Origin of the sequence: Aneurinibacillus thermoaerophilus (assembly GCF_900099925.1) — a bacterium.
Classification (GTDB): Bacteria; Bacillota; Bacilli; order Aneurinibacillales; family Aneurinibacillaceae; genus Aneurinibacillus; species Aneurinibacillus thermoaerophilus.
In genome coordinates, this window is the sequence record NZ_FNDE01000008.1 from 21,858 (window position 1) to 46,569 (window position 24,712).

At 39.5% G+C, this 24,712-nt stretch carries 30 protein-coding genes; 19 read left to right on the forward strand and 11 right to left on the reverse strand.

What is annotated here, in order from left to right:
* The 5 genes from BLR88_RS06185 (at nucleotide 1) to BLR88_RS06205 (ending at nucleotide 3,621) form a co-directional block, all read left to right on the forward strand.
* Entirely contained in the window at nucleotides 1-390 is a 390-nt protein-coding gene (locus tag BLR88_RS06185; RefSeq protein ID WP_082705994.1) for an N-acetylmuramoyl-L-alanine amidase family protein, read from the forward strand.
* 302 nt (nucleotides 391-692) lie between these two features.
* Nucleotides 693-1,388, forward strand: a complete 696-nt coding sequence (locus tag BLR88_RS06190) for a FadR/GntR family transcriptional regulator (protein ID WP_057898911.1) — start codon at nucleotides 693-695, stop codon at nucleotides 1,386-1,388.
* Nucleotides 1,385-2,632: a CynX/NimT family MFS transporter gene (locus BLR88_RS06195; RefSeq protein WP_057898910.1), complete on the forward strand. Its 1,248-nt coding sequence runs from the start codon at nucleotides 1,385-1,387 to the stop codon at nucleotides 2,630-2,632. Before BLR88_RS06190 ends, BLR88_RS06195 begins: the two co-directional genes overlap by 4 nt.
* Before the next feature lie 71 nt (nucleotides 2,633-2,703).
* The gene (locus BLR88_RS06200; RefSeq protein WP_057898909.1) at nucleotides 2,704-3,075 is read left to right on the forward strand and encodes a VOC family protein; all 372 of its coding nucleotides are present in this window, start codon (nucleotides 2,704-2,706) and stop codon (nucleotides 3,073-3,075) included.
* Between the two features lie 66 nt (nucleotides 3,076-3,141).
* Nucleotides 3,142-3,621 (forward strand): GNAT family N-acetyltransferase, encoded by a 480-nt coding sequence (locus BLR88_RS06205; RefSeq protein WP_091260201.1) that lies wholly within the window; start codon nucleotides 3,142-3,144, stop codon nucleotides 3,619-3,621.
* Here the strand turns inward: BLR88_RS06205 and BLR88_RS20530 are convergent.
* Nucleotides 3,505-3,996 carry a LysR family transcriptional regulator gene (locus tag BLR88_RS20530; protein ID WP_057898908.1) on the reverse strand — a complete coding sequence of 164 codons (492 nt, stop codon included), beginning with the start codon at nucleotides 3,994-3,996 and terminating at the stop codon, nucleotides 3,505-3,507. The genes BLR88_RS06205 and BLR88_RS20530 overlap by 117 nt on opposite strands.
* Nucleotides 3,997-4,177: 181 nt before the next feature.
* On the opposite strand from BLR88_RS20530, the gene BLR88_RS06215 reads away from it, so the two are divergent.
* Both BLR88_RS06215 and BLR88_RS06220 read left to right on the forward strand, forming a co-directional pair.
* Complete coding sequence (locus BLR88_RS06215) at nucleotides 4,178-5,089, forward strand: DMT family transporter (protein WP_057898907.1); 912 nt, start codon at nucleotides 4,178-4,180, stop codon at nucleotides 5,087-5,089.
* A 355-nt stretch (nucleotides 5,090-5,444) separates the two neighbouring features.
* Complete coding sequence (locus tag BLR88_RS06220) at nucleotides 5,445-7,043, forward strand: BCCT family transporter (protein ID WP_091260203.1); 1,599 nt, start codon at nucleotides 5,445-5,447, stop codon at nucleotides 7,041-7,043.
* Nucleotides 7,044-7,155: 112 nt separating this feature from the next.
* On the opposite strand, the gene BLR88_RS06225 is transcribed toward BLR88_RS06220, so the two are convergent.
* Together BLR88_RS06225 and BLR88_RS06230 are read right to left on the reverse strand one after the other, a co-directional pair.
* A complete protein-coding gene (locus BLR88_RS06225; RefSeq protein ID WP_057898905.1) occupies nucleotides 7,156-7,833 on the reverse strand; it encodes a queuosine precursor transporter in 678 nt (225 codons plus the stop codon).
* Between the two features lie 594 nt (nucleotides 7,834-8,427).
* The gene (locus BLR88_RS06230) at nucleotides 8,428-9,594 is read right to left on the reverse strand and encodes a bis-aminopropyl spermidine synthase family protein (RefSeq protein WP_091260205.1); all 1,167 of its coding nucleotides are present in this window, start codon (nucleotides 9,592-9,594) and stop codon (nucleotides 8,428-8,430) included.
* 702 nt (nucleotides 9,595-10,296) lie between these two features.
* Here BLR88_RS06230 and BLR88_RS19430 point away from each other — a divergent pair.
* On the forward strand, nucleotides 10,297-10,440 hold the full coding sequence (locus tag BLR88_RS19430) for a hypothetical protein (protein WP_156424044.1): 144 nt from the start codon (nucleotides 10,297-10,299) through the stop codon (nucleotides 10,438-10,440).
* Between the two features lie 43 nt (nucleotides 10,441-10,483).
* Here BLR88_RS19430 and BLR88_RS06235 read toward each other — a convergent pair whose 3' ends face one another.
* Nucleotides 10,484-11,149, reverse strand: a complete 666-nt coding sequence (locus BLR88_RS06235; protein WP_162265023.1) for a site-specific integrase — start codon at nucleotides 11,147-11,149, stop codon at nucleotides 10,484-10,486.
* A 23-nt stretch (nucleotides 11,150-11,172) separates the two neighbouring features.
* Nucleotides 11,173-11,316, reverse strand: coding sequence for a tyrosine-type recombinase/integrase (locus BLR88_RS20535; RefSeq protein ID WP_409359886.1), 144 nt, complete (start codon nucleotides 11,314-11,316; stop codon nucleotides 11,173-11,175).
* Nucleotides 11,317-11,484: 168 nt separating this feature from the next.
* On the opposite strand from BLR88_RS20535, the gene BLR88_RS19440 reads away from it, so the two are divergent.
* From BLR88_RS19440 to BLR88_RS06265, 7 genes are all read left to right on the forward strand, one after another.
* The gene (locus tag BLR88_RS19440; protein ID WP_156424042.1) at nucleotides 11,485-11,637 is read left to right on the forward strand and encodes a hypothetical protein; all 153 of its coding nucleotides are present in this window, start codon (nucleotides 11,485-11,487) and stop codon (nucleotides 11,635-11,637) included.
* Between the two features lie 119 nt (nucleotides 11,638-11,756).
* Nucleotides 11,757-12,536: a hypothetical protein gene (locus tag BLR88_RS06240; protein WP_057898902.1), complete on the forward strand. Its 780-nt coding sequence runs from the start codon at nucleotides 11,757-11,759 to the stop codon at nucleotides 12,534-12,536.
* A 69-nt stretch (nucleotides 12,537-12,605) separates the two neighbouring features.
* On the forward strand, nucleotides 12,606-13,622 hold the full coding sequence (locus BLR88_RS06245; RefSeq protein WP_057898901.1) for a hypothetical protein: 1,017 nt from the start codon (nucleotides 12,606-12,608) through the stop codon (nucleotides 13,620-13,622).
* A 264-nt stretch (nucleotides 13,623-13,886) separates the two neighbouring features.
* The gene (locus BLR88_RS06250) at nucleotides 13,887-14,174 is read left to right on the forward strand and encodes a transposase (protein WP_057898900.1); all 288 of its coding nucleotides are present in this window, start codon (nucleotides 13,887-13,889) and stop codon (nucleotides 14,172-14,174) included.
* 32 nt (nucleotides 14,175-14,206) lie between these two features.
* Nucleotides 14,207-14,530 (forward strand): IS3 family transposase, encoded by a 324-nt coding sequence (locus BLR88_RS06255; RefSeq protein WP_175493564.1) that lies wholly within the window; start codon nucleotides 14,207-14,209, stop codon nucleotides 14,528-14,530.
* Between the two features lie 722 nt (nucleotides 14,531-15,252).
* Nucleotides 15,253-16,182, forward strand: coding sequence for a PD-(D/E)XK nuclease family protein (locus BLR88_RS06260; protein WP_057898898.1), 930 nt, complete (start codon nucleotides 15,253-15,255; stop codon nucleotides 16,180-16,182).
* Nucleotides 16,183-16,299: 117 nt separating this feature from the next.
* Nucleotides 16,300-17,061 carry an NRDE family protein gene (locus tag BLR88_RS06265; protein WP_091260210.1) on the forward strand — a complete coding sequence of 254 codons (762 nt, stop codon included), beginning with the start codon at nucleotides 16,300-16,302 and terminating at the stop codon, nucleotides 17,059-17,061.
* Nucleotides 17,062-17,315: 254 nt separating this feature from the next.
* Here BLR88_RS06265 and BLR88_RS06270 read toward each other — a convergent pair whose 3' ends face one another.
* Entirely contained in the window at nucleotides 17,316-18,107 is a 792-nt protein-coding gene (locus BLR88_RS06270; RefSeq protein ID WP_175493565.1) for an MBL fold metallo-hydrolase, read from the reverse strand.
* Nucleotides 18,108-18,272: 165 nt separating this feature from the next.
* Here BLR88_RS06270 and BLR88_RS20335 point away from each other — a divergent pair, with 165 nt between their 5' ends.
* From BLR88_RS20335 to BLR88_RS06280, 3 genes are all read left to right on the forward strand, one after another.
* Entirely contained in the window at nucleotides 18,273-18,395 is a 123-nt protein-coding gene (locus BLR88_RS20335) for a hypothetical protein (RefSeq protein WP_302846659.1), read from the forward strand.
* Between the two features lie 268 nt (nucleotides 18,396-18,663).
* On the forward strand, nucleotides 18,664-18,885 hold the full coding sequence (locus BLR88_RS06275) for a hypothetical protein (RefSeq protein ID WP_057898895.1): 222 nt from the start codon (nucleotides 18,664-18,666) through the stop codon (nucleotides 18,883-18,885).
* Nucleotides 18,886-18,998: 113 nt separating this feature from the next.
* Complete coding sequence (locus BLR88_RS06280; RefSeq protein ID WP_057898894.1) at nucleotides 18,999-19,619, forward strand: class I SAM-dependent methyltransferase; 621 nt, start codon at nucleotides 18,999-19,001, stop codon at nucleotides 19,617-19,619.
* Nucleotides 19,620-19,727: 108 nt separating this feature from the next.
* Here BLR88_RS06280 and BLR88_RS06285 read toward each other — a convergent pair whose 3' ends face one another.
* The 4 genes from BLR88_RS06285 to BLR88_RS06305 form a co-directional block, all read right to left on the reverse strand.
* Nucleotides 19,728-20,354 carry a LysE family translocator gene (locus BLR88_RS06285; RefSeq protein ID WP_057898893.1) on the reverse strand — a complete coding sequence of 209 codons (627 nt, stop codon included), beginning with the start codon at nucleotides 20,352-20,354 and terminating at the stop codon, nucleotides 19,728-19,730.
* Between the two features lie 134 nt (nucleotides 20,355-20,488).
* A complete protein-coding gene (gene crcB / locus BLR88_RS06295; RefSeq protein WP_236781853.1) occupies nucleotides 20,489-20,851 on the reverse strand; it encodes a fluoride efflux transporter CrcB in 363 nt (120 codons plus the stop codon).
* Nucleotides 20,848-21,246: a fluoride efflux transporter CrcB gene (gene crcB, locus BLR88_RS06300; protein WP_057898892.1), complete on the reverse strand. Its 399-nt coding sequence runs from the start codon at nucleotides 21,244-21,246 to the stop codon at nucleotides 20,848-20,850. The genes crcB (BLR88_RS06295) and crcB (BLR88_RS06300) overlap by 4 nt, the downstream gene beginning before the upstream one ends.
* Nucleotides 21,247-21,385: 139 nt before the next feature.
* The gene (locus tag BLR88_RS06305; protein ID WP_057898891.1) at nucleotides 21,386-21,751 is read right to left on the reverse strand and encodes a DUF1516 family protein; all 366 of its coding nucleotides are present in this window, start codon (nucleotides 21,749-21,751) and stop codon (nucleotides 21,386-21,388) included.
* Between the two features lie 456 nt (nucleotides 21,752-22,207).
* On the opposite strand from BLR88_RS06305, the gene BLR88_RS06310 reads away from it, so the two are divergent.
* The gene (locus BLR88_RS06310) at nucleotides 22,208-23,299 is read left to right on the forward strand and encodes an NAD(P)H-dependent flavin oxidoreductase (RefSeq protein WP_057898890.1); all 1,092 of its coding nucleotides are present in this window, start codon (nucleotides 22,208-22,210) and stop codon (nucleotides 23,297-23,299) included.
* Between the two features lie 58 nt (nucleotides 23,300-23,357).
* On the opposite strand, the gene BLR88_RS06315 is transcribed toward BLR88_RS06310, so the two are convergent.
* The gene (locus tag BLR88_RS06315; protein WP_091260215.1) at nucleotides 23,358-24,704 is read right to left on the reverse strand and encodes a sodium-dependent transporter; all 1,347 of its coding nucleotides are present in this window, start codon (nucleotides 24,702-24,704) and stop codon (nucleotides 23,358-23,360) included.
* Nucleotides 24,705-24,712: the final 8 nt, after the last annotated feature.

Genomic DNA, 24,712 nt, shown 5'->3' on the forward strand with positions numbered 1-24,712 from the left:
ATGACACGAGAAGGCGACACGTTCCCTGAATTGCCTGAACGAGTAAAGATAGCGAATGGGGAAAAGGCGGACTTGTTTATCTCCGTCCATATTAACTCGGCCACTTCGTCGTCGGCTAAAGGAACAGAAACATACTATTACACTGCAAAAAGCAAAACGTATGCAAATACCGTTCATAAATATCTTATACAGGCAACAGGGTTTTCGGATCGAAAAGTCAAAAAAGCGAGATTTCAGGTCATCAGAGATACGAAAATGCCCGCTGTTTTAGTAGAAATTGGATTTATTACGAATCCTTCAGAAGCGAAGCAAATGGCTGATGAAGAATTCCAGAAACGGGTTGCAGATGCGCTGTATAAAGGCATTCGTGAATTTGTTGACCAGAATTAAGGAATACGAAAACGAGCTTTGTTTTTTGTCTTCCTTAGCGTATATTTTTGTTATGGTACAGAAATAATGACTTTCTTAAAAGATGAGCAAGAAGTAAAGGTCATTGACTATGGGCATAAAGATAGATGAATTTTTACATAGACATTAGAGGCAAGAGGCAATATTTTTCTGCCTCTTTTTTATTATGTAGCGTTTTAAGAGGCTCCCCTTCCTTGTCCATTAAAATCAAAAATGATTTACATTCTCACTGCATTATGATATGTTTCTATTAAACCAATCATCCGATGTTTGGAGGTGTGTGAATGAAATTACAAAAAACAAACCGCATGACGCTGGTCGAACAAGTGGCCGCACAAATTGAAGCCATCATTGAATCAGGGCAATGGCCGATCGGAACCCGGATACCAGCCGAACCAGAACTGGTTAGGGAATTGGGGGTTAGTCGAAATACGTTGAGGGAGGCGATTCGAGCCCTCGTTCATGCCGGACTTTTACGAACCAAGCAGGGAGATGGCACGTATGTATGCTCAACCAGTGTTCTTGGTGCGGCGCTGCAACGGCGTATTCAACAATCCAATATATTGGAAACGCTGGAGGTACGTGATGGGTTGGAGCAGCAGTCAGCACGGTTGGCTGCCCTGCGACGTACGGACGAAGATGTGGAAAAGCTGCGCGCCTGCCTTGCCGCTTGTGATTCCGCTGCGGAAGCGAATGATATGGATGCTTATGTCGAGTTCGATATCCAATTGCACCAGGCAGTTGCAGAAGCTACACACAATAGTGTTCTGATCGATTTATACGAATATATGACAGAAGCTGTCAAACGATCCATTCGTGAATTAGTCGAAGTTGCTTGTTGTGATTCTCATCAAAAAGTGCATCATGAACTCATTGAAGCGATTATTCAACAAGATGAAAGGCAAGCTGTTGAGGCTGTCCGTACCTATATTGAACAGTTTAAAGAAAAACTTCAACAACATCTGGAGGATGAGAAATGAGTTCACACCATCAGGCGATTGAGAAGCACTTTCAAGAAAGTGATGAGCCCTCACGCTCGTCTGCCGGTATCTTGCTGCTTATACTTGGAATAATCTTCATTGGAATGAATCTTCGAGCACCGCTCACATCAGTAGGTCCTTTAGTAGGTATGATTCGTGATGATTTAGGAATATCCAACACTTTAGCCGGTATGTTAACCACTTTACCTTTGCTCGCGTTTGCTTTCGTATCTCCTTTTGCGCCTAAGCTGGCCCGGCGATTCGGAATCAATGCGGTGGTACTCGCCTCTTTACCTATATTAACACTGGGTATCATTTTACGTTCCGTATCCGGGATCGGTACATTATTTTTAGGTACAGCCCTGCTTGGGTTTGCTATTTCGATTTGTAATGTTTTGTTGCCGAGTTTAATCAAACAAGAATTTCCGCTCAGAATTGGATTTATGACGGGTATCTACTCGGTAGCCATGAATTTGTGTGGAGCGATTGCTTCAGGAATCAGCATCCCTCTTGCTACCGATTTTGGACTAGGATGGAAGGTGGTTTTGGGCTGCTGGGCTATTCCCGCTTTTCTTTCACTTCTTGTTTGGTTGCCGCAAGCCCGTAATCGACATAAACAGATGATAGCTGTTAAATCAGATAGGAAAAATGAGCCGGTGAACGTATGGCGTTCGAGACTCGCTTGGAAAGTGACAATATTTATGGGGCTACAATCTTTGATGTTTTATATTATTGTTGCTTGGATGCCTGAAATCCTTATCGAACGAGGATTAAGTGCTAGCTCCAGTGGTTGGATGCTTTTCTTACTGCAATTTGCCTTGCTTCCGTTCACTTTTATCATTCCTGTTATTGCAGGACGTATGTCCAATCAGCGATTATTAGTCATTATTACGTTTCTTTTGTTTGTTGTTGGATACTTAGGTCTCTTGTTCGGGGGGAACCTACTTATTCCGGTATGGGCTATTTTGATTGGCATTGGGGGAGGATGTGCTTTTAGTTTAAGTATGATGTTCTTTAGCCTTCGTACCCAAAATGTTCACCAGGCAGCAGAATTGTCCGGAATGGCTCAGTCCGTAGGATATCTTTTGGCCGCAATAGGGCCAACTCTTTTTGGATTGCTGCATGATATGACACACAGTTGGACGCTTCCACTGTTCATACTGGTTGTGGCTTCGGCTTTACTTTTGATAGTTGGTCTTGGCGCAGGAAGCAACCAATACGTGACTTCAAAGGAAAAGAACTAGAACATACAAAACTTTACCCATTATTTTGTTAAAATTAATCGTACAAAATCATGTAGCTGGAGGAATAAACCTTGAAAGTATTAAAAACGTTCACTCGTATTTATGTTAGCGACTTAGATACTGTATTACCTTTTTGTGAAGAGCTTTATGGTGTAAAAACAGAATTAAGATTTACATATCCTGAAATGAATTTGGAACTTGCATCAGTCGGTGATCTTTTGTTTATAGCTGGATCACCGGAGGCATTAAAACCATTTGAAGGCACGAAAGCTACATTTGTAGTAGACTCATTAGATGAATTTCTAACTCACCTTAATAAAATAGGGGTAAAGGTTATTAGAGAACCAAAACAAGTCCCTACAGGGAAAAATATGACTGTACAACATCCCGATGGAACGATTATTGAATATGTTGAACATACCCAAGCTTACATTGAGAGTTGACACACATTCATTATACCTTCTTATGTTCGTCAAGTAATAGAATGATTCAGTTTAAGGAGGGTTTTTATGAAAATCAGAAATGTACATGAATCAGATTATTCTTACATAATTACTCGTATAAACCAGTGGTGGGGGGGAAGACAAATGTCGGACATGCTCCCAAGATTGTTCTTCTCTTATTTTCAGGAAACATCTTTTGTTATTGAAGATCATGATCGAATTATCGCTTTTGTTATTGGATTTATATCTCAAACACACCCAAAAGAAGCATATATCCATTTTGTCGGAGTCCATCCCGATGGGCGCAAGAAAGGTTATGCTAAAAAACTATATCATCACTTTTTTGAGACGGTAAAACAGAGGGGTTGCAGTATTGTCAAGTGTGTTACTTCTCCGGTCAATAAAGCGTCTATTGCTTATCATACAAAGTTAGGTTTTGACATTCTTGAAAGTGATATAAAGATTGAGGGGATTTCTGTTCATAAAGATTATGATGGACCTGATCAAGATCGCGTCGTGTTTCAAAAAATCCTTTCTACCACATAGCCCATTTTTTGTTTTAAGGGTACTTGAAATTTTTAGCTGGATAGCGATGCATAGAGGAGGCAATCTATAAATTAATAGGACTTCAGGTGCTGTAATTTTCAATTGACCTTTTATCTCTCCGTGCTCCCCCGTTGCTTCTTTTACATTCCTAAAAACATTAAGTATTTGAATCGCATGTGGCAGCAATTTTTCACCAGCTTCAGTTAAAAAAATCCTTTTTCCGATCCTATCAAAAATGGGAGTTCCCAGTTCTTCTTCTATTGCTTTTATATGAAATGTTACAGTCGACTGGGAATAGTTAAGAAGTTCAGCCGCTTTAGTGAAACTCCCTGTTTGAATAACAGCTTTAAATGTATTTAGATGCCTAATTTCCATGAAGTCCAGCTCCTCCTACTTAAAAACTCGATAGATATATTTTAAAACACTAATTTCACTAGCTTAAGGAAAAAACATAAAATAATAATTGGAAAAATCGATATAAGAATTTTATCTTTCAACTTCATTTTTTCATGATTGTAAAAATCATATTATTTATATATGAAAAGAGGATATAATAATGGGCAGACAGTACAAAATCTTAGTGAATTCAAAAATTAAGAAGTCTATGCAGACAGGTATTTTGTTGAAAAGGAGTATTATTCCTTGGTTATTTGTTCTGATGTGGAGCAGTGGGGGGATTTTTGTAAAAATTGGTTTACACTATGCCGATCCATTTATTTTTCTGTTTTTTCGATTATTATTTTCCTCTCTTCTTTTTTGGGGAATGTTGCTCATATTTAGACCTTCATTACCAACAAATTCAAAAGAATGGATGGATGTCATTTTCACAGGATTATGTATGCAAGCTGGTTATCAAACCTTTTATTTTTTAGCTTTAGATTACAATATTTCTCCTGGGCTGCTGGCCATTATACTTGGAGCACAACCTATTCTTACAACATTTCTTTCAAGAGAAAAAAGTGGAAAAAATCAATGGATAGGGCTCATTATTGGAATCATCGGTCTTACTTTAGTCGTGCTCAATAGTACAAAAATAGCGAACATTTCAAAAATAGGCATGATGAGTTCATTGATTTCACTCCTTTGTATTATAGGAGGAACCATCTTACAAAAGTCTATACAGGTTAATCAAATATCAAATATGACGATTCAGTATACATCCGGAACTATTTTTTTATCCATCTTATTATATTGTTTTGAACAAAAAGTAAGTTGGTCTCCTATGTTTTTACTCTCCCTCTGTTGGATGGTATTCGTTGTTTCAGTAGGAGCAACCTTATTGCTCTATCATATGATACGACAGGGCAATCTTACAAATGTAACAAGTTTATTTTATTGTGTACCACCTGTGACAGCTATATTCGATTTCTTTGTGTTCAAAAATAGTTTAGCAATGCTGAGTATAATCGGTATGGGTTTGATTGTCTTAGGAATTTTTCTTGTTAACAGACAAGGCAAGCTGGTATGATTCACAAAAACATGCATCTGAATCCTCTTTATTACAAGGAAAGCTTTGAATTGAGTGTAGAGACAAATGGAGCCCCCTCATCAATATGAAAGCCATATGGGTAGCGAAAGTGTATGTCCGTTTATAAGCGATGGTGAAGCATGTGTCAATAGCTTCTACAGGTGTAACCAGAAAAACTCGCAGGCTCGCTTCGCCGTAATATCCTGACGCTCCTTGTGGAGTATCACTTCTTCATTGTTTGGCATATGGTATATAAATACAGTTTCAGTTATAGAAAAAGTGGGAAAAGGATAATAGGGGGAGTATACCCCTTTTACTCTACCGAATGGTCATTTGAAAATGTAAGGAGGAGCAGATGCAAGCAAAAAAAATGGACTGGATTACGTTTACCATCACTTTTGTAGTACTGATCGCCGTTTGCATTCCACTGGGGCTATACCCTGAGAAAGGCGGTGAAATGTTAACGGCGGCCAGTAAGTTTTTTACTAACACCTTCGGGATTTCGTATCTTTGGCTTGGAATCGGTGTATTTTTCTTTCTTTTGTGGGTCGCTTACGGACGATATGGAACGATTAAATTGGGTGAGCCCGGAGAACGTCCGGCTTTTTCTACTTTTAGCTGGGCTTCTATGTTATTTTGCGCGGGGATCGGTGCCAGTATTTTGTATTGGGGAACGATTGAATGGGCGTATTATTATGAAAGTCCGCCATTCGGTCTGCAACCCGGTTCTACGGAAGCGATCGAATGGGCCGCCACATACGGCATTTTCCACTGGGGACCGACAGCATGGGCGATTTATTGCCTGCCTGCTGTACCGATTGCATATTTATACCACGTTCGTAAGAAGCCCGTATTGAAAATCAGCGAAGCGTGTCGGCCATTCATCGGCAAGGCGGCAGATGGTATTCTCGGCAAAATGATCGATATTTTATTTATGTTTGGATTGCTGGGAGCTGCCGGAACGACGCTCGGTCTGGGTACGCCGATGATTTCAGCCGGCATTAGCAAAATGACGGGAATTCCGGAATCATTCGGTTTAAACATTGGAGTATTATTGATTGTGACGATTATTTTTTCTTTTAGCGCGTATTCCGGATTACAAAAAGGGATTAAATGGCTGAGCGATATGAACATGGTACTGACTTTTTTGCTGTTGACCTTTATTCTTGTCGTCGGTCCGACCCTTTTTATTTTAAAAATGGGAACGAACAGCGTAGGCTTATTACTGGACAACATTTTGCGAATGAGTTTATGGACGGATCCAATTACAAAATCAGGGTTCCCGGAAAGATGGACGATGTTTTACTGGTCATGGTGGCTTGTATATTCGCCGTTTGTAGGATTATTTATTGCTCGTATCTCGCGCGGTCGTACCATTCGCCAGATGATTATCGGCACTCTTGTATGGGGAACGATAGGCTGTACTGTATATTTTGTTATCCTTGGAAATTATGCAATATATTTGCAGTTAAATGATATCCTTCCTGTATTGAGTATTTTGCAAGAAAGCGGTGCGCCGACGGCGATTATTAGCGTGATGAATACGCTACCTTTCAATAAGATAATGGTACCATTATTTTGTATACTGGCTATTATTTTCTTGGCGACTACGTTTGATTCTTCCGCTTATGTGCTTGCAGCAGTAACCCAAAAGCGCGTCGATAATGACCCGTTGCGTTGGAATCGAATGTTCTGGGCATTCGCGCTTTCGCTTCTTCCGATGGTTCTTATGTTTATTGGCGGGTTAGAAACGCTTCAGACAGCAAGTATTTTAACTGCATTGCCGCTTGTTTTTATAACCTTGCTGTTGATTCTTTCATTCGTCAAAGCTGTACAACAAGATGAAAAAAAGAAAGTAGTAGCGGAAAGAAAAATGTTCTGGGAAGCGGAGAATACGCGCATTCAAGCTAAAAAGCGACATAGTGAGGCGGGGATGGAAAAAAAAGCAAGATAAAATATACCGGTAGGTCATTTCTACGAAGTCATGCGCTTTTTGCATGGCTCTTTCTTTATGGGGTACGTTTGGAGCTACGGTATATACGGCGGCTGGAATATCCCAGCCGTCGTTACGTTTCCACTTTGAAGCTTCGTGCCGCATACAGCGCAGGCGTCGAGAGAACAGAAATGACGAATTTAATTAAGTATGTGGTAATGAAAATATCCATCCATACACCAAAAGAGTGAATACCGGCAAATGCGATCGTACAGAAGACGAGCGAGTCAATCAATTGGCTGATTACCGTACTTCCGTTATTGCGGAGCCAGAGCTGATTGGGCTTCGGAAATTTCTTTTTTAGGAAAGTGTAAATTTTTACATCCAGGAATTGGCTGATGAAATAAGCCGCCAGGCTTCCTAAGGCCAAACGTGGCATAATACCGAATAGTTTTTCCATCGGCTCTTGGGCGAAGTCGCTCGCATGCGGCTGAAATTTTAGCACCATTTGCATGATAATCGTTGTCATAATAAGAGTAAAGAATCCAAACCAAACGGCCTTCTTCGCGTCCTTTTCCCCATACTTTTCGTTCAACAGGTCGCTGGTAAGATAAATTGTTCCATACATCGTATTGCCTAATGTCATGACAAAACCAAACAATTCGATCGTTTTGACTACCTGGATATTGGCCAGTACGGTCGCTACGCCAACCCAAGCGTATAGCCCGACTTTGCCGAATAGACGGTAACAGACAAGAAACAATAAGAAATTGACCAGGACAAATACTAAGCCGAAATAAAAATTATACATTGTAAAATGCCTCCTAGTTTTGATAACGCGGGATTTTGCGAACCGCGGCTTCGGTATATCCGAAGCATGATTCATTTTACTTGTTGAATGAAGAAATCACAACAAAAAATTACAAGCCCAGCATTGGGGCTAGGCCTGTAATTTTTGGCTTAAAAATTATTATTCTACAAGGTGGGGGAAGTCCTTTTTTGTTACTTAACACCGCTAATAAATACGACGATTTTTATCTATTGCTTTTTTTAAGGAAACTTTTCTTTCTTCAATGGTTTCGTATTTATGTCGTGTAATTTTAGACACTAAACTAAACAGTAAGTATAGGATATATAGGCCTTCATCAAATAAGAAATGATTACGCTTTTTTCCGTACCAACGAGACTGCTCAAGTGCAAGTTTGTTCTTTATATATTAGTACTTGGAGGATATTCTATAAGACGAAAGAGTATTCTCTCATATTATACTTCCAATAGCGCCCGATATCCCAAAGCGGAATAAGGGCGCTGTTCGTTATACAAAGTAATATACGCAAAAAAAAGTTACTCCGGAGAGTGACGCACAATCATTGAGTCGATTCACTTGAAACAAACCGACAATTAGCTATACGATTTTTTTAGCGATCAAAATAAAGGTATCATTTCCGCAATCTGGACACCTTTGATTTTTCAATTCCTCAATCGTGGGGAAGTCTCCCTGAATGCCAACAAGTATCGATCCATTGCATTGCTTACACTGGTAGGTGCGTATCGTCCGCTTGACCTCACCTGTATAGAGCACATCTTCGAAAGAGCCGGTAATATCGGGAGATGTCAACTCCGTTGTCTTGAGAACGATCATCTGTCCCCGATTTCCAATCATCTGCGCTCCTTCATACTCATTAAAATGCGAAATCATTTCTTTAAGTGATAAACCCATACGTACAAACTCACGCTGTAATGCTAACATAAAATCAGGCGATTTATGGGCAAACGACAAAAAGATTGGCAATCCTTTTTCTTTCTTCAAGGCGCTTATTCCGCGGGAAACGAATAATGTCATCCCCTGCAGCGTATAAGGCGGGTCCGTAAAAAAGCAGTCGTACTGTCCGTGTAACTCCTCCGAAAGAGGTTGCCGTAAATTTGCATAGTGACAGGTAACCGCTATTCCTTTCCGATCCGCTATGTCGCGAATATACCGCAAGAATCGCTTATCGATATCTACGACTGTAATCGCCGCTTTTTGATTCTTTATGTTCGGGAACAATCGTTTGAGAAGAAAGCCAAGCGACACACTGACCAGGTCGTCATCACCAACACACAAAACTTGCTTTCCGATCAACGCATGCTCCCTCAGGCAAAGAATCGCCCGACGTAGACTTGTTTCAGGTGTACATTTTGACTGGTCAATTTGTACATTAACTTGTGGTCGTAATTGAAATAATTCTGTGAGTAACGATAAAATATCTGCAAGCTCGGTCTTCCAATCTGTCTCATTGACCATAAGCTTTTGATATAAGGCTTTGTCTAATCCACCATATCCCAACTCATTTTCGATATACGCAACTCCTTCATGGGTACAATGCACACCACGGTCCTGCGTTAGAGCACCTGCCTGCATGAGTTCCTTCTTGATCGCGGTAGCAACCGGAACAGGCAGAAGCGTTTTTCGCGCCAGCTCTTTTGTGGAAATGCCGGGCCGTATATAACATTCCACTAAAAGTTGCTCGATTACCCGGGAGCCCTCTTGAAGACGTACATTTGCATTTGCTTGTTCTATATAATTTTTCATGGAATCACTCTCTTATCATCGATATTTTTAACGTGCTATATTCGTTCTGGAAAAGCACGCACGTCATCCAAACGGTTATTTCACTTTTACCCCAAATAAAAAAGGACAGAAAATGAACATATAGCCCATCTTCTGTCCCTCTTAGGGAATTGACTGCTAAACGACTTTCGCCAGAATGGAATAGGCGTTAAAAAGTTCCTATTCCTGACATACGCGTAAAAAAATAAAACCGTGCATAAGAGCACGGCTGTTTGCAGTCAATGAAATATCATGGATGGCCGTCGTGTTCTTAACCAATATAGGTTCATCCACTTGTATCCATGACAAATAAACCACTCCAAAAGTGGATGTTTGCCAAAGCAACAGAATGAACCATATAAAATTAATTAGTTAAGAACAAATACCGACATCAAGACAACTCCTATTTTTAAAGTTATGTTCAATTGTAATTTAAAAATATTAGAAAATCAAGAGGAAAGACATATCCTGTTACTAATAAGATTTTTGACTACATATTATCAGCTTGTAGACAAAGTCTAACTTTCAGACAGGTCTGCCAGCTTTTTTTGTCGAATGAAATAAGTAAACTTTCTTTGAGGGGGAGAAAACGACATGTTTTCGAAACATTCGTCTGAAGGACGCCATCAAATAACTTCAATTTCTGTACTGGAAACCGCATAAAATCTAGGGAGGAGGGTTTCTATGTCCTATCATACAAGACCATATCCCGAATGGTCGTGGTCGCTTGCACGCGATCAGATGTTTCACGCGTGCAAGCGGCAATACTATTATCATTATTACGGCTCTCATGGAGGCTGGTTGATGAGAACGAAGCCGAGAACTTAGTGATATCAACCTTTCTAACCATTTTAAATTTTATGGTATTAGTTTAATTTTCGGAAGTGGTAGCATTTTTGGTAGCATATCTATCCAATACTTGACCGAAATTGTCTGCTGCTTCCGCCTGCATACTCGGTAGCACATGAGAATATGTGTCAAGGGTAAGTTGTGTGCGACTGTGTCCAAGTCGTTCTGCTACGATTTTCGGATGTACTCCTTGTTTCAGCATGATGGTCGCATGCGTATGACGCAAATCATGAAAACGAATTTTCGGTACTTTTGCCACTTCGATCAGGTTGCGAAAACGCCTAGTAATGTTGTTCGGTTTTAGTGTTGTACAAATACTCGTCATTACGAGAGTATCATCGGGTTGTTTACCTTCTATGGCTTTTTGAAGGTCAGGGACGATGGAAGAAGGAAAGACAACAGTTCTGGAACTTCCTGATGTTTTGGTTCCTTCTTTAAATCCTTTTCCATTGTTCAACATGATTCGGTTAATGCTAATTGTTCTGCGTTGTATATCTACATCACGCACACGCAAACCAAGTATTTCGCCCTGACGCATTCCGGTATAGATAGCGAGCAAAAATACAATATAGTATCTACTTTGTTTTGCTACGGCAAGGAAACGGATTGTTTCTTCCTCACTCCAAACATTGAATTGCTTCGCTTTTTGTTTAGGTTTTTCTACGGTATGAGCAGGATTCGTAGCCAAAAATTGTTGTTTAACAGCAGAGGTCAATGAACTGGCGCATACGCTGTGTACAAATCGTACTGTTCCTTTCCTTCTGCAAGCCCTTTTTTTCTCATTGTTTGAATCAAATCCTGGATGTGTTGCGGTGTGATCCCATTCAACTTTAAATGACCTAGATAAGGAAGAATATGCTTTTGACCATGTTGTTTTTATATACATGACAATTATAAAATTCACTGATTATACCATATTTAAGAAATTCGCTACATTTTCATGGACGAAAGAAGCAAACTATGCGAAAAGTGAAATATTCGGGTGGGATTTTATAGATATAGCAGTAATAGGAGGTAATACACATGGAATATAAACACGAATGGACAGAAGAGGAAATGAAGGCGTGGCATTACTGGGAAATGGAATGGCTGAAGAAAGATTTACTTAAAATGACATTGTCTGACCTGCCATCTTTGAGCGTAAGCGAAAATGGGCAAAGGTTCAGTGAACCTTAACAAGAATGATTTTATTAAACAAACTATTGATTTTTTCCTAAATTTGTTATATTAAAAATGTGTTAATTAACATTTTTTTCTATATATGGGAAAACAAGAAAAAAGAAAGGAGATTAATAATGAAAAAAGCATTGTTTATATGTGCATTAGCATCTTTGGTGATTCCTACTGTTGTATCAGCCACTTCAACCAATTCAACATCTTTAGCCGATCCTACTATTATTGAAAGCAAATCTCATTCATCTGAAACTATTCCAGCTAGTATGGAGCCGGGTGTTGTAATAGAATATGATGAGAACAATAAAATGCATATTGTTCACAAACCAAATTTGGAAGATTTTTATGTTGAAGTCGAAGACTTAGAGCAAGTGAAGAGTAATACAGCAAAAAACAACAACACTTTAAAATTAGAAGACAATGCTATTGTCCCTAATTTTGAGAATGAAAAATTATTTTTACCTAAACCTCAACCGGGAATGAGAGTAGCATATGATGGTCAAGGGCTTCCTGCTTTTATTAAAGTAAATGGGGAAGTTTATTATGGAGATAATAATAAACAAATGTCGGCTCCAGTAATACGTAATCAATATGTGTATGGAAACATTACTTGGTATGACGACGCAATTGGACAAGAGAAACATAAATTGGGGCCAAAAGATTGTGCAACAAAAAAAGGATATGATGAGCCAGACGTTGGAACACCAATCATAGTAACAAAAACGGATGATGGGAAAACTGATACTTTAACAAAATGGGATGTAGGAACACTACCTAATGCAATTCTTGACATCAGATTAGAGGAAATGAGAGATTATTTTAACGTACCAGCAGGATATAAAACAAAAAATGGTAAGAAAATATCATATGGTAGTTTTCAAGGTAAATACATCCATAAGTAATGTTTTTTATAAATGAGGGAAAGAAATCTTTCCCTCATTCTAAATTTCTTGGAAGTGAGTGATTTCGTAATGAATAAACGATATATTATTCTTTTATCTATTGCTTTTCTTGTAGTTTTAATCCTATATGGAGGATATACATTATTTAAAAGAAACACATCCTTTATTGTATTTACATTTACCGATCTAAATCAGGTAACATATTATTATAAGTATGATTTAAAAAATCAACAAACCGAACAACTTTTGGAAAGTAATATAACTACGGCACCAAGAGCTGTTTTACATAAACAAAAAAATGAGATGTATTTTCCTTATCGTTCTTCGGATGGGAGTGTTCAATTATTCAAAAAAGATTTAAATCAAAGAAATAGTGAAAAAACTCAACTAACAAATTCATTGTATGCTATTAACAATTTTTTATTAGCAGACTCAAAAATTTTTATGAATGTTGTTAATGGAAATCATCGTAACTTACAATTAGCAACTTATGATATTGAGAAGAAAAGGCTCAATGTTTGGGATTCTAATGACACGGATAAAAATATAAGAGATTTTGATTACAGTAAAACGACTAATAAAGTATATGCAGTAGTTTATTCAAACAAAGAATTATATGATAAAATATTACAAGCTAGGTCTACAAATCCATATGTTTTAAGCCCCCCAACGTATACTATTGTTGAATATGATAGTAATGGTAATAAATTAAGGGATATTTGTAAGATAAATAAAGGCATTGACAGAATATCTGTATCTAATCAAGGTGATACTTTATTAATTTCAGCTACCGAACAGGAGGTTGTTGGAAAGTCAGCTATTTATAAAATTGATATTGATAAAGGCTCACTAACCCCAGTTTTGGTTGAAGATAAAAACCATATGTTTCTCACTGAACCGCGTTTTTCTCCTGATAAAGAAGGGTTTTATTTTTTGGCATCTCCTAGTAATAAAACATTAAAGGATAAAGAGGGAGTGGAGGGAAGAAACAGAATGCTTTATTATTTTAATTTCAATAGTAAAAAAATAACAAAAGTTTGGGGTAAAGAAAACGGTACAATAAATCATTTTATGATTCAATACTAAAAACCTTTTAAATAAAAATCGTTAAAATTGCATACACTCATTTAAAAACATGGGTTGTTAAGGGGTTTATAATTATTTTATAATATTTTTGATATTCAAGATGTAATTTATGATGGAGAGTTGGTGAACTACTACTAACTCTTTCTTTTTTATTTTAGGAGTAACTTTAAATCAGTTTTATAGCGCCCCAATCTAAAATGCGATGATGAGATGTGTAGAGGTCTCCCTTCTGATACAATTATAGTTAACAGGAGGGAACGGAACATGAAACGTCGCAAATGGTCAGCAGAGGAGAAAATGAATATTGTGATGGAGGGGCTAAAGTGGGAACAATCCATCGCCGAGATTTGCCGACAACATAACATTAGCCAGACTCTGTATTACCGTTGGAAAGATGAGTTCATCCAAGGAGGAATGGCTGCCCTTTCGGGTAAACAACGTAAGACAGCAAAAGAAGACGCTGCCGTTCAAGCAAAGTTGGACGAGTATGAGCAACTTATTGGCAAGTTGACTGTAAAACTTTCAAAGCTAAAAAAAACGTTCGACATCTGAGTGAAGAGCACTGGGCATTTATCTTTGAGGTAGTGGAAGATTCCCACCTGTCGGTGGAAAAAGTATGCCGTCTTCTTGGTGTGCACAAAAGTACGTTTTACCGTCAAAAAGCAAAGGCAACTTTCGTGCGACCGAAACAGGCAGTGATTCAAGAGAAAGTGCGTGTTCTTTGTCAACAGCATCCTACCTACGGATATCGTAGAATTTGGGCTTTACTAAAGCGCCAGGGAATCGAAGTCAATCAGAAAACCGTTTACTCTGTGATGAAAGCCGAAGGCTTAACACAAAAGCAAAAGCGATATGAAGCCAAGCGCACATATCAGCCTGTCGATTTTCAAATCAACTCCTCCAATTAAGTTTGGCATATTGACATGACGAAGATTTGGACAAGTGAGGGATGGAAGTCTCTTGTCAGCATCATCGATGCCTATGACCGTCGTATTGTAGCCTGGAGTCTCGACCGGCACTTATATTACCTTGTATAACGAACAGCGCCCTCATTCCGCTTTGGGATATTGGGTGCCATTGGAAGTATATATGGGAGAATACTCTACAAAAGCTGCTTGATTTTCGTCGCTTTTTGAGGGTAGCATTACAATTCGTAATGAAGACGGTACAAGTACACCTTATGCGACTATTCAAAGCCAAACAGGTAATAGTTGTACAGTACAAGCAGGTAGTACAGTCGGAAAATATGTACTTCTAAAAGCGACATTTGTAGATGACTTGAATGTATATACTGAAAAACGGATACTGATTAAGTCGATATTTTAAAATTTAACCTGCTCGGAGTTAAGTTCTGAGCAGGTTTTATTGTTGCACTATTTTTAGTTAGTGCAGAATTTTGTTATTATTAAACATACCAAGTAATGGTTGCATCTGTGATTAAAAATGATGATTAACCGCCCGTATTTTTTGGTAGCATTTTGGTAGCATTTCATCAAAACAAAAATACTTATTCTTGAATTATGCTGTATTTCACTTACTTTTTAGAAGTATACTTTCGTTAGCTTGATAAAAATAAAAACAAACAACTTCTGTACTGGAAACTGCATAAAATCTAGGGAGGAGGGTTTCTATGTCCTATCATACAAGACCATATCCCGAATGGTCGTGGTCGCTTGCACGCGATCAGATGTTTCACGCGTGCAAGCGGCAATACTATTATCATTATTACGGCTCTCATGGAGGCTGGTTATTAACAGCTACACCTGAAGCACAGACAGCCTATCGTTTGAAACAAATGAAAAATTTATACATTGTGCTTGGAGACGCTATACATACAGTTGCACAGAAACTATTGGAGCTGCGTGAGATGGGAAAACCTTACCCAAAGCAAGAACAGGTTATTTCATATATACGTAATCTATTAAACGCGGCTTATCGTGATTCAAAACAGAAAGACCGATGGTGGGGATACCCCAAGCAATATACGATGCTTCATGAAATGTATTACGAAGGGGGGCTTTCGCCCGAACGCATCGAGGTGATCGCCAACCGAATCACCACATGTGTGTCCAATTTGTTAGCAAGCACAAGCTGGCGTGAGATTCGCGATAACCCGGATGTTACACTACTGGAAGTGGAAACGCTTAAAGATTTTATTTTTCATGATGAAAAAATTTATGTAAAACTCGACGTATTATACCGACGCGGTGACGGAACATGGGTGATTACCGATTGGAAAACAGGCAGGATAGCGGAAAAAAATGAGGAACAATTACGATTATACGCGCTGTACATTCATGAATACTACAGTGTACCGCTTACACACATTGAAGTACGAACCGAATATTTATTAGATGGCATATGCACCCGTACCCATCCTGATGTGGAAGATATCGAAAGAATCGTGCATAAAATCCGAGCCAGTTTGAACAGTATGAAAAGCTACCTGGCAGACTCATACTACAACCGGCCTCTTCCGCTTGAACAGTTTGCCGGAGCAGGGCATCCTTCCGTCTGTAAATCTTGCAATTTCCGCCAGATTTGTTCAGAAAAACAATAGAATTTTTCTTGAATGTATCGAGCGTATCCTATCTATGATTTACGACTAAAGGGGAGGATTCGTAAGAGATTCTTCTTTCTTCCCAAAGCACAAATAAAGAAAGGAGATAAACGCGTTATGTGCGTAATCTTGTTTGCTTACTGTGTTCATCCGCAATTTCCGCTTATTATTACCGCTAATCGCGACGAATTTTACAACCGACCGACCGCGCCTGCCGCCTTTTGGGACGATGCACCCGATGTGCTGGGCGGACGCGACTTGGAGAAGGGAGGAACATGGATGGGCGTGACCCGTACCGGACGCTTTGCTGCCATTATAAATTATCGCGATCCAAAGCATATGCGCCCTGATGCCAAATCGCGCGGACATCTCGTGAGTGGTTACTTAACCGGAACGGATACGCCTATTGTCTATCTCGAAAAAGTAAAGCAAGAGTGCGGGTTATATAACGGGTTTAACCTGTTGGTGGGGGATACCGAATCGCTTTATTACTATACACCGCTACATAACGAAATTAAAGAAGTAAAGCCAGGCATCCACGGATTAAGTAACCATATTTTGGACACGCCTTGGCCTAAGGTGAAAAAAGGAACGCAGCGCCTGCGGCAAGCAATAAAAGAGGATAAAATAGAAGATGATGTATTGTTTTCTATTCTCGCGGACATGGAACAGGCAAAAGATAGTGAATTGCCAGATACAGGTGTAGGTATTGAATGGGAGAGGATTCTTTCGCCACTTTTCATCAGCAGTAAAAAATATGGTACAAGGTCTTCCACAATTCTTATGATAGATAACCATAAAAATATTATGTTTACTGAAAGGTTTCTATTGTCCGATTTGAGAAATTGGAAAGTATCTACTTTTCGTTTTCACATTTAATGCTCCTTTGGAAGTAGGCCCACACATTCACAGGCTCTATGGTGCCCCGTGGCGGTTTGCGCCGCGGGAGCAAAACCACGCTTAAAAAGCCGCCTGTATTGGCCAAACTGGACAGTAAACCGACCTAATTCGGTGGAAATATTTCACGAATAGGGGGGAGAGGTAGCATCCGTCGATTTTGGTGTCATTTGCTCAACAAATGGAAAAGAGCCGCGCAAAGCGGCTCGATGGTGTTTCTAGTATCCTGCGCCAGTTCAAGGTTCAATTGTTTGAGAAGAATGACGTATTTGAAGCAAGCCATTGTCAACAACCAAGATAACCTGACCACTTTGTTGAAGTTCTGTTATATAAGATCGAACTACAGCGCTAGTTAGTGTATGTTGAATTACATTATTAGCTATATTAAACTGGCTCATCACTTGTTGCACCAGGAAATCAAGGCTCGTAGAGTGTTCCACTATTTGTTCAAGAATAAAATCTTTCGTCTTTTCAATCATCTTTAGATGTTCCTCAATAAGTTCTGACAGAGAGAGGCGTTCTCCTCCATGATAAAGAACATAACTATTAACATTAAGCCTCTCTAGCTTTTCAAGAGAATCCTTAGTTTTAGCAATATTCGTGTAAAAAAGAATCCCATGTTTTTCTAAAGTCTCTTCTCCGAAAATCGCATCCCCTACATATAAAACCTGGTCCGGTGATATTATCCCAATCATACCTTGTGTATGACCGGGTAAGGTTACAACTGTAAATGACTGGCCACCAATATCTAGCGTATGATCTTCGTATTTCAGCACATTAGTCACTTTTGACGGCTTGGCTTCTAGAAATTTGTTGCGCAACTCCTGAAAAGGAAGTGCACCTAAGCAAAAACACAGAGGTTCTAAAAAAGGATCTTCAATGAAATGTGTTTCAAATCGAGTCGCATATATTTGTATGTCAGGATATTTTTTTTGAAAAAAGTGATTTCCACCACAATGATCAGCATGGCTGTGTGTGTTTATGATTGCAGTAGGCTGATAGTCATTTTCCAGTATAATTTTGTCCAATTTTTTAGCTAGATCCTTATCAATTCCACTTGCTCCTTTTGTACGATTTATTAAAAAATATTTTAAAATTGTTAAATTAAGGGGTAAAAATATTCTTTTTGTTGAATTTTATATAGCAATCTACAAAAAAGGAAAGTGCCTAAAAAGATGACTGAATTCACGGAAATGGAAACTTCTGAAATAGAAGAAATGTTGGAACAAGCTGTTAATAAATATGGAATGGAAGGATTACCTCACATCCTTAACACTCAAACTTATTTCCATTCTAACCTACTAAAACGATATTAAACATTTACTTCTTTCATCCACTCCGTTAAATGAAGTAAGACAATCGGCTATATAAACCATTGCTAACTTATAACAAGCGCTCGCATCCATTGGTTCAACCCAAATATTTCTATGATTTGATAAGACAAAAACTAAAAAATGCACATTCAGTTATATAACAGTATTTATTTTTCTTTTTTATCATAGTACAATGTATGTTAGAATATTGCATAAATTTTTTATCTTCTTATTGAAAAGCAAGAAAAGTGAGGAAGTAGGAGTGGATAGTATGGAGACGTCAACGCGCAAAGATTTTCATTGCCTGATGCGTGAAGAGGCAAGAAGGCTTTTGGCGCACATTAAAAACGAGACGGATTACAACCGGAGATATCAACTGTGTGGCTTGTTACTGGAAATCTACGAAGAACTTGATATCGAGGTCAGAGACAATGCATCATTCTGGGGGGATATTCGGCTCAATTATCATCATTTTGTCAATCATTATTCATAACTTAACTAGAGCTCCCTTCTGCCTGTTAGGCAGGGGAGATTTTTTTGTCCATCCGGGAGAAATTATGTACAATAAAATGACGAGAAAAAATCTACACGAAGCGGTGATTGAAATTGCTAGAGTTAACCGGAGAACGTGTCATTCCACATCTGATGAAACCTACGAACGGATTGTTGCTCGAACACTTGGCCCGCTACTACTTCGCCATTCCTTACGCAAAAGGAAGGGTGCTCGACATTGCCTGCGGCGCCGGCTATGGCTCGCATATGATCGCTAAGAACGGAAAACACGGGAAACAAATTGTGAAAGAAGTGGTGGGCGTCGATGTCGATAAGACAACCATCCGGTATGCACAAAAAACATATGGTCACCCGCACGTTACGTTTCGCCGGGAAGACGCAACCGATCCGAACCTGCCGAAAAAACTGGGGCAGTTTGATACCATTCTCAGCTTTGAAACACTGGAGCACCTTGAGGATGAAGCACAATTTATGAAAAACCTATATATGATGTTAAAACCGGGTGGCACTTTGGTTCTTTCCACGCCGTTTGGTAAGGGAAGGGGAAAGCCGTGTGGCGTGCCGTTTCACGTACATCAGCTAACAGAACAGGAATTTTGCGAGCTTTTCTCTGGATATTCGCAAGTGGAAATTTACTATCAGCGTGGCGTCACATTTGAGCGCGAGAAAAGAGATGCTACGTATCCGTTAGGTATCGCGGTTTGCGAAAAATAAGCTGAACGATATACATTCGTTTCACCAAAGTATCTAATTTGAAAAAAATGGAGCGCATAGGAAACCGCCCCCAGAAAGTGGTAGATAAGGTCTTTCGGGGGCGGTTGCTTATTTTTCCGATAGCGCAAGCTGGATGCCAATAAGAGAAAATATGATTGCTTTTGCGAGATTTACATACTTGCTTATTGTCGCATTGTGCAAAATCTTTTGGCCCACGCTTCCGGAAAGTAGCGCGACGACGCTGAAAATAATGATGGCCTGAATCATGAACACAAAGCCAAGCACAATCATCTGTAGCGCGTTATTTCCGGCACCGGGTGTCACGAACTGGGGAAGAAAAGCCAAAAAGAAAAGCGATACCTTTGGATTTAACACATTCATCAAAATTCCGCGGCGATACAATGCGCCGAGCTTATATTCTGTAATCGCTTCAACAGGCAAAAGCGGCGCATCTTTTTCTTTAAACGCCTGCCATGCAAGATACAGCAGATAGCACGCCCCTGCGTATTTCAGCGCCTGAAACGCGACTGTAGATTGGTATAGAATAGCGGAAATTCCAAATGCCGCAGCTAGGGTATGAACAGTTACACCTGAGCACAGGCCAAGAGCCGTGGCAATTCCCGCTTTTTTGCCTTGCGAGACGCTTTGCGTAATCACAAATAAAATATCAGGTCCCGGCGCCAGTGTCAGCATGGCTGATACCGCGGCGAAATACAATACGTGTGAGATCTCCATATTTTTTCTCCTCTCTAATGTGAACTATCCGCCATTAATCACTTTTTTACGATATTTCATGACCAAGACAAGATGATAATACAACGCGAACACTGAATGATGATTATTGTCTAAGAGAATGAATGTATCCCTGTTTATGCCGACGAATGACTTATCTGAAAACCGATCGCAGCCGCGATAATACCTATGATGATACTGCTCCCTATATACCAAACCATTTCCTTATGTTTTTTCAGCTTTTTAAGCTGAAAAATCTCATACTGAAATGTCGAAAAGGTTGTAAATGAACCGAGGAATCCTGTGCCAAACATTACGCTCATCTGCCAGTCAACATCCGCCCCATACAGAAAACCCAATAAAAAAGAACCAACAATATTTACCGTTAACGTACCATACGGGAACGAAGAATCTGTCCATTTATTTACAATATTAACCACTATAAAACGGCTAATGGCACCGATAAATCCTCCAACCGCAACCCATACCACATCCATCATTTTTTCCCGCTCTCCTGTGAAAATTGCTTTTTTTCGTAACTGCCTAGCTTGACGCCCAGATAAGAGCAAAAATACCCACCGATCAGGCTAGCTGTAGTATACAAAATCGCGAATATGTAATGTGAATGATGTATGAATTCCAGCGTTTCATAGCTGAAAGTAGAAAATGTAGTAAACGAGCCCACAAAACCTGTTCCAAACGATAACCGAAAATAAGGATGCACCGTAAAGCGAGCAGTAGTTAAAGTATAGAAAAATGCCAGAATAAAGCAGCCGAACAGGTTAATAAGAAAGGTAGAGAAAGGGAATAACATTCCTGCTCCGACCCATATTCCTAATAAATACCGACAAACAGCACCTGCAATACCTCCCAAGCCCACAAGCAGATAAAGCATATGATTCATCCCTTCATCATAATTTTCCTAAACAAAATCGTTCCAGCTTTTTTGTTTGGTTATTCATGACAGACAGGGCATATTCGATCTGAAAAAGCCAGTTTTGCAAAACTGGCTTTAACTGGTTTTGGCTTTAATGTTAAAAAGAGATCACTTTAAACGCGAGTAAAAGCACCAATACCAAAAGAAGAATGAATAACCCCCAGTATGGACCTGTTTGTATTCCCTTACTAGCTCTAATAAGTATTAATTCTATCACACCAATCATGCAGATGGCTACAATTCCTTTTACTACATAGGCCAAAGGGAAGTGAAGGGTAACAAGCATTGCAATCCCCGTGACAATCATAATAGCGGAAACCAATCGCAATAAGACACGGGTAACCTTTTGGAGCTTCGTTTTTTCTTTTTTGATGAATACAAAACTGATTACGGAGAAAAGCAAAATCCAAAACCATGAATGGGCATGGGTTTGATATAGCATATGAAATACATTTGGTGACACCGTCGTTTTCCTCCTGGCTTTTTTTGTCCAGCTTAAGTATAGCAATATTTACACTATTAGTATATGAAGTAACTGTGTAGATTCATTGACAAACTTGTGGCTACTTTCAAAGTTACAACGATAAATGCTGCTTGGCTATGCGCAAAGATTCCTGAAGCGCCGGCGTGACCAATACATCACGACGCCGGATGAAAACCGTTGGCACTTTTCTGTATTGTGCCGGGATCTCGTGAAGGAACAATGAAGAATACGTTCATCCTGTAACTATTGTTCAAGTTTTGAACGTCAGATATAATCATTTTATTAAATGATATTTGTAATTTACAATAAAAGCAAGACACAGGCAAGAATAGAAACTCACTGACACACTCATTTGGCTTTTCATGCAAGCGAGATTAGAAAAGTGGCTTTTGGATTGTGCTTTACCACATACCATTTTAGAAGGGTGTGATACATATGTGGCCAAATACAAAGGTATCCAAAATGTTAAAGATTGACTATCCGATTATTCAAGCACCTATGGCAGGAGGGGTCACTACACCGGAGTTGGTTGCAGCTGTTTCCAATGCTGGTGGTCTGGGGACGCTGGGAGCTGGGTATATGTCTCCGGAACAGATAAGGGCCACTATCCGTGAGATAAGAAAAATGACCGAACGTCCATTTGCGGTCAACTTATTTAGCCCGGAACCAATAGATGAGTCGCCTGAGAAAATCATACAGATGAACAAATATCTGAAACATTACCGAGAACAATTAGGGATACATTCTGTTCCGGACATGAGAAAATATACAGAATCATTCGATGAGCAGATCGGTGTAATCCTTGACGAAAAAGTTCCCATTTTTAGCTTTACATTTGGCATCCCATCATCAAATATCATTCATCAATTAAAAAATAAAGGGACCATGATCATTGGAACTGCAACAACGGTTCGTGAAGCAATTCTTCTTCAGGAAAACAATGTTGATATAATCGTGGCTCAAGGAAGTGAAGCGGGAGGACACCGCGGCACGTTTGCCAGCCCATTTCAAAACGCGCTTATCGGGAGCATGGCTTTAGTGCCGCAAATTGTCGATCATGTTCACATCCCGGTTATTGCCGCCGGAGGAATTATGGATGCCCGCGGTGTTGTAGCAAGCCTTGCTTTAGGCGCTTCCGGCGTACAAATGGGAACAGCCTTTCTCACGTGTCCGGAAAGCGGAGCGCATGAAAAATATAAAGAAGCCTTGCTTAACAGTACGGAGGAAAGTACGGTAATTACCCGCTCTTTGACAGGAAAGCCGGCCCGCGGAATAAAAAATGCATTCATTGCAGAAATGGAGAAATTTCAAGGTGATGTTCCTGATTATCCGATCCAGCATGTATTAACTCGTGAAATTCGGCAATCAGCCGCTAAGCAAAACCGTCCGGAATGGATGTCCATGTGGGCAGGGCAAGCCTCGCGTTTATCCACGACCTGGCCTGCTAGTGAACTGGTAGAGCAAACGGTTGCCGATGTGTCTCGCATCATTCAACAATTGGGCAATTCATCGATTCAGAATGCGTGATCGTTATAATATGAAAAAACGAAGGGTGATGAATCCCCTTCGTTTTTTGCGTTCCAGTCTATGAATTCGTTACTAAATTAATAAAAACAATCACGATCCCAATCGGCACTAACCATTTCATGAGCCATCTCCACGTTGTATAAAGGGAAGGAGAGAAATTTCCAGTAAGTAGAAACTCTTGCTTAACTAAAGTTTCATCCATTTTGTGGATGATAAACAAAGCAATGAGTAAATTACCAATCGGCAGTAAAAGGTTGCTTACTAAATAGTCCGTCGCGTCGAAAACGGTTTTACCAAAAATCTGAAAATCAGCAAGAGAACTGAATGAAAGGGCAGCAGGAATTCCAGCAATAAAGACAATAAGTCCGGATACCCAGGAGACCGCTTGACGAGAACGGTTTCCATTTGCCGTAAAGGCAGAAACGATAATTTCAAGTAAACTGAATGAGCTTGTTAATGTAGCGAATAAAAACAGCAATAAAAACATGCTAAAAAACAGTTCACCAAACGGCATTTTTGAAAAAACGGTTGGGAGTACGATGAATAATAATCCAGGGCCCTCTGCTGGCTCAAGACCAAAGGAGAACACAGCTGGAAAAATCGCCAGACCGGCGAGCACTGATACAAAAATGTTCATAATGACAACCCAACCTGCTGAAGATGGAATGCTTACATCTTTACTTAAATAAGAACTATATGTGACCATACAGGAAAACCCAACAGCTAAAGCAAAAAAGGATTGGCCCAGTGCGTATAAAATAGCTTCACTCGTAATATTCTCAAAGCTTGGTGTTAAGAAAAAGCGCACACCTTCCATTGCTCTTTCTAATGTAAGAGAACGGACAACGAGAACGATGAAAAAGATAAATAATAGCGGCATTAAGTATTTATTCGCTCTTTCAATACCATTTTGAATACCGAAAGATACGACAATGACATTGATGAGTAAAAAGAGAGCAAGTCCGAGGAAAGTGGTCATATGGTTTGAAATGATCGCTTCAAATAACTCTGAATAATTTGCACCATCTTTAATAATCATTCCCGGTATAGATAAGCCTGTATAAATAAGAACCCATCCTCCGACAACACTATAAAAGGATAATAGTAAAAAGCAACCGATAACTCCTAGCCGGCCAACCCATATCCAAAGCGTGTCCGGAGCTAATTTTTTATAAGCACTGATCGCTTCTTTTTCAGCACCGCGGCCAATAATAAATTCAGAGATTAACATCGGAAGTCCTATTAAAATCGTAAAAGCAATGAAAATAAGAAGAAAAGCACCGCCGCCACTCATGCCAGTGACGTACGGAAATTTCCAAATTGCACCTAATCCAATCGCTGCTCCAGCTGATGACAGGACAAACCCGATTCTTGAAGACCATTGTTCTTTTTTTCTCCCATCCATTTCCCCTA

Excerpts from the sequence above, each read along its gene's own strand:
- BLR88_RS06185 (WP_082705994.1), top strand. The coding sequence starts at position 1 with ATGACACGAGAAGGCGACACGTTCCCTGAATTGCCTGAACGAGTAAAG.
- BLR88_RS06190 (WP_057898911.1), top strand. The coding sequence starts at position 693 with ATGAAATTACAAAAAACAAACCGCATGACGCTGGTCGAACAAGTGGCC.
- BLR88_RS06195 (WP_057898910.1), top strand. The coding sequence starts at position 1,385 with ATGAGTTCACACCATCAGGCGATTGAGAAGCACTTTCAAGAAAGTGAT.
- BLR88_RS06205 (WP_091260201.1), top strand. The coding sequence starts at position 3,142 with ATGAAAATCAGAAATGTACATGAATCAGATTATTCTTACATAATTACT.
- BLR88_RS20530 (WP_057898908.1), bottom strand. The coding sequence starts at position 3,996 with ATGGAAATTAGGCATCTAAATACATTTAAAGCTGTTATTCAAACAGGG.
- BLR88_RS06215 (WP_057898907.1), top strand. The coding sequence starts at position 4,178 with ATGGGCAGACAGTACAAAATCTTAGTGAATTCAAAAATTAAGAAGTCT.
- BLR88_RS06220 (WP_091260203.1), top strand. The coding sequence starts at position 5,445 with ATGCAAGCAAAAAAAATGGACTGGATTACGTTTACCATCACTTTTGTA.
- BLR88_RS06225 (WP_057898905.1), bottom strand. The coding sequence starts at position 7,833 with ATGTATAATTTTTATTTCGGCTTAGTATTTGTCCTGGTCAATTTCTTA.
- BLR88_RS06230 (WP_091260205.1), bottom strand. The coding sequence starts at position 9,594 with ATGAAAAATTATATAGAACAAGCAAATGCAAATGTACGTCTTCAAGAG.
- BLR88_RS19430 (WP_156424044.1), top strand. The coding sequence starts at position 10,297 with ATGTCCTATCATACAAGACCATATCCCGAATGGTCGTGGTCGCTTGCA.
- BLR88_RS19440 (WP_156424042.1), top strand. The coding sequence starts at position 11,485 with ATGGAATATAAACACGAATGGACAGAAGAGGAAATGAAGGCGTGGCAT.
- BLR88_RS06240 (WP_057898902.1), top strand. The coding sequence starts at position 11,757 with ATGAAAAAAGCATTGTTTATATGTGCATTAGCATCTTTGGTGATTCCT.
- BLR88_RS06245 (WP_057898901.1), top strand. The coding sequence starts at position 12,606 with ATGAATAAACGATATATTATTCTTTTATCTATTGCTTTTCTTGTAGTT.
- BLR88_RS06250 (WP_057898900.1), top strand. The coding sequence starts at position 13,887 with ATGAAACGTCGCAAATGGTCAGCAGAGGAGAAAATGAATATTGTGATG.
- BLR88_RS06260 (WP_057898898.1), top strand. The coding sequence starts at position 15,253 with ATGTCCTATCATACAAGACCATATCCCGAATGGTCGTGGTCGCTTGCA.
- BLR88_RS06265 (WP_091260210.1), top strand. The coding sequence starts at position 16,300 with ATGTGCGTAATCTTGTTTGCTTACTGTGTTCATCCGCAATTTCCGCTT.
- BLR88_RS20335 (WP_302846659.1), top strand. The coding sequence starts at position 18,273 with ATGGAAACTTCTGAAATAGAAGAAATGTTGGAACAAGCTGTTAATAAA.
- BLR88_RS06275 (WP_057898895.1), top strand. The coding sequence starts at position 18,664 with ATGGAGACGTCAACGCGCAAAGATTTTCATTGCCTGATGCGTGAAGAG.
- BLR88_RS06285 (WP_057898893.1), bottom strand. The coding sequence starts at position 20,354 with ATGGAGATCTCACACGTATTGTATTTCGCCGCGGTATCAGCCATGCTG.
- crcB (WP_236781853.1), bottom strand. The coding sequence starts at position 20,851 with ATGATGGATGTGGTATGGGTTGCGGTTGGAGGATTTATCGGTGCCATT.
- crcB (WP_057898892.1), bottom strand. The coding sequence starts at position 21,246 with ATGCTTTATCTGCTTGTGGGCTTGGGAGGTATTGCAGGTGCTGTTTGT.
- BLR88_RS06310 (WP_057898890.1), top strand. The coding sequence starts at position 22,208 with ATGTGGCCAAATACAAAGGTATCCAAAATGTTAAAGATTGACTATCCG.
- BLR88_RS06315 (WP_091260215.1), bottom strand. The coding sequence starts at position 24,704 with ATGGATGGGAGAAAAAAAGAACAATGGTCTTCAAGAATCGGGTTTGTC.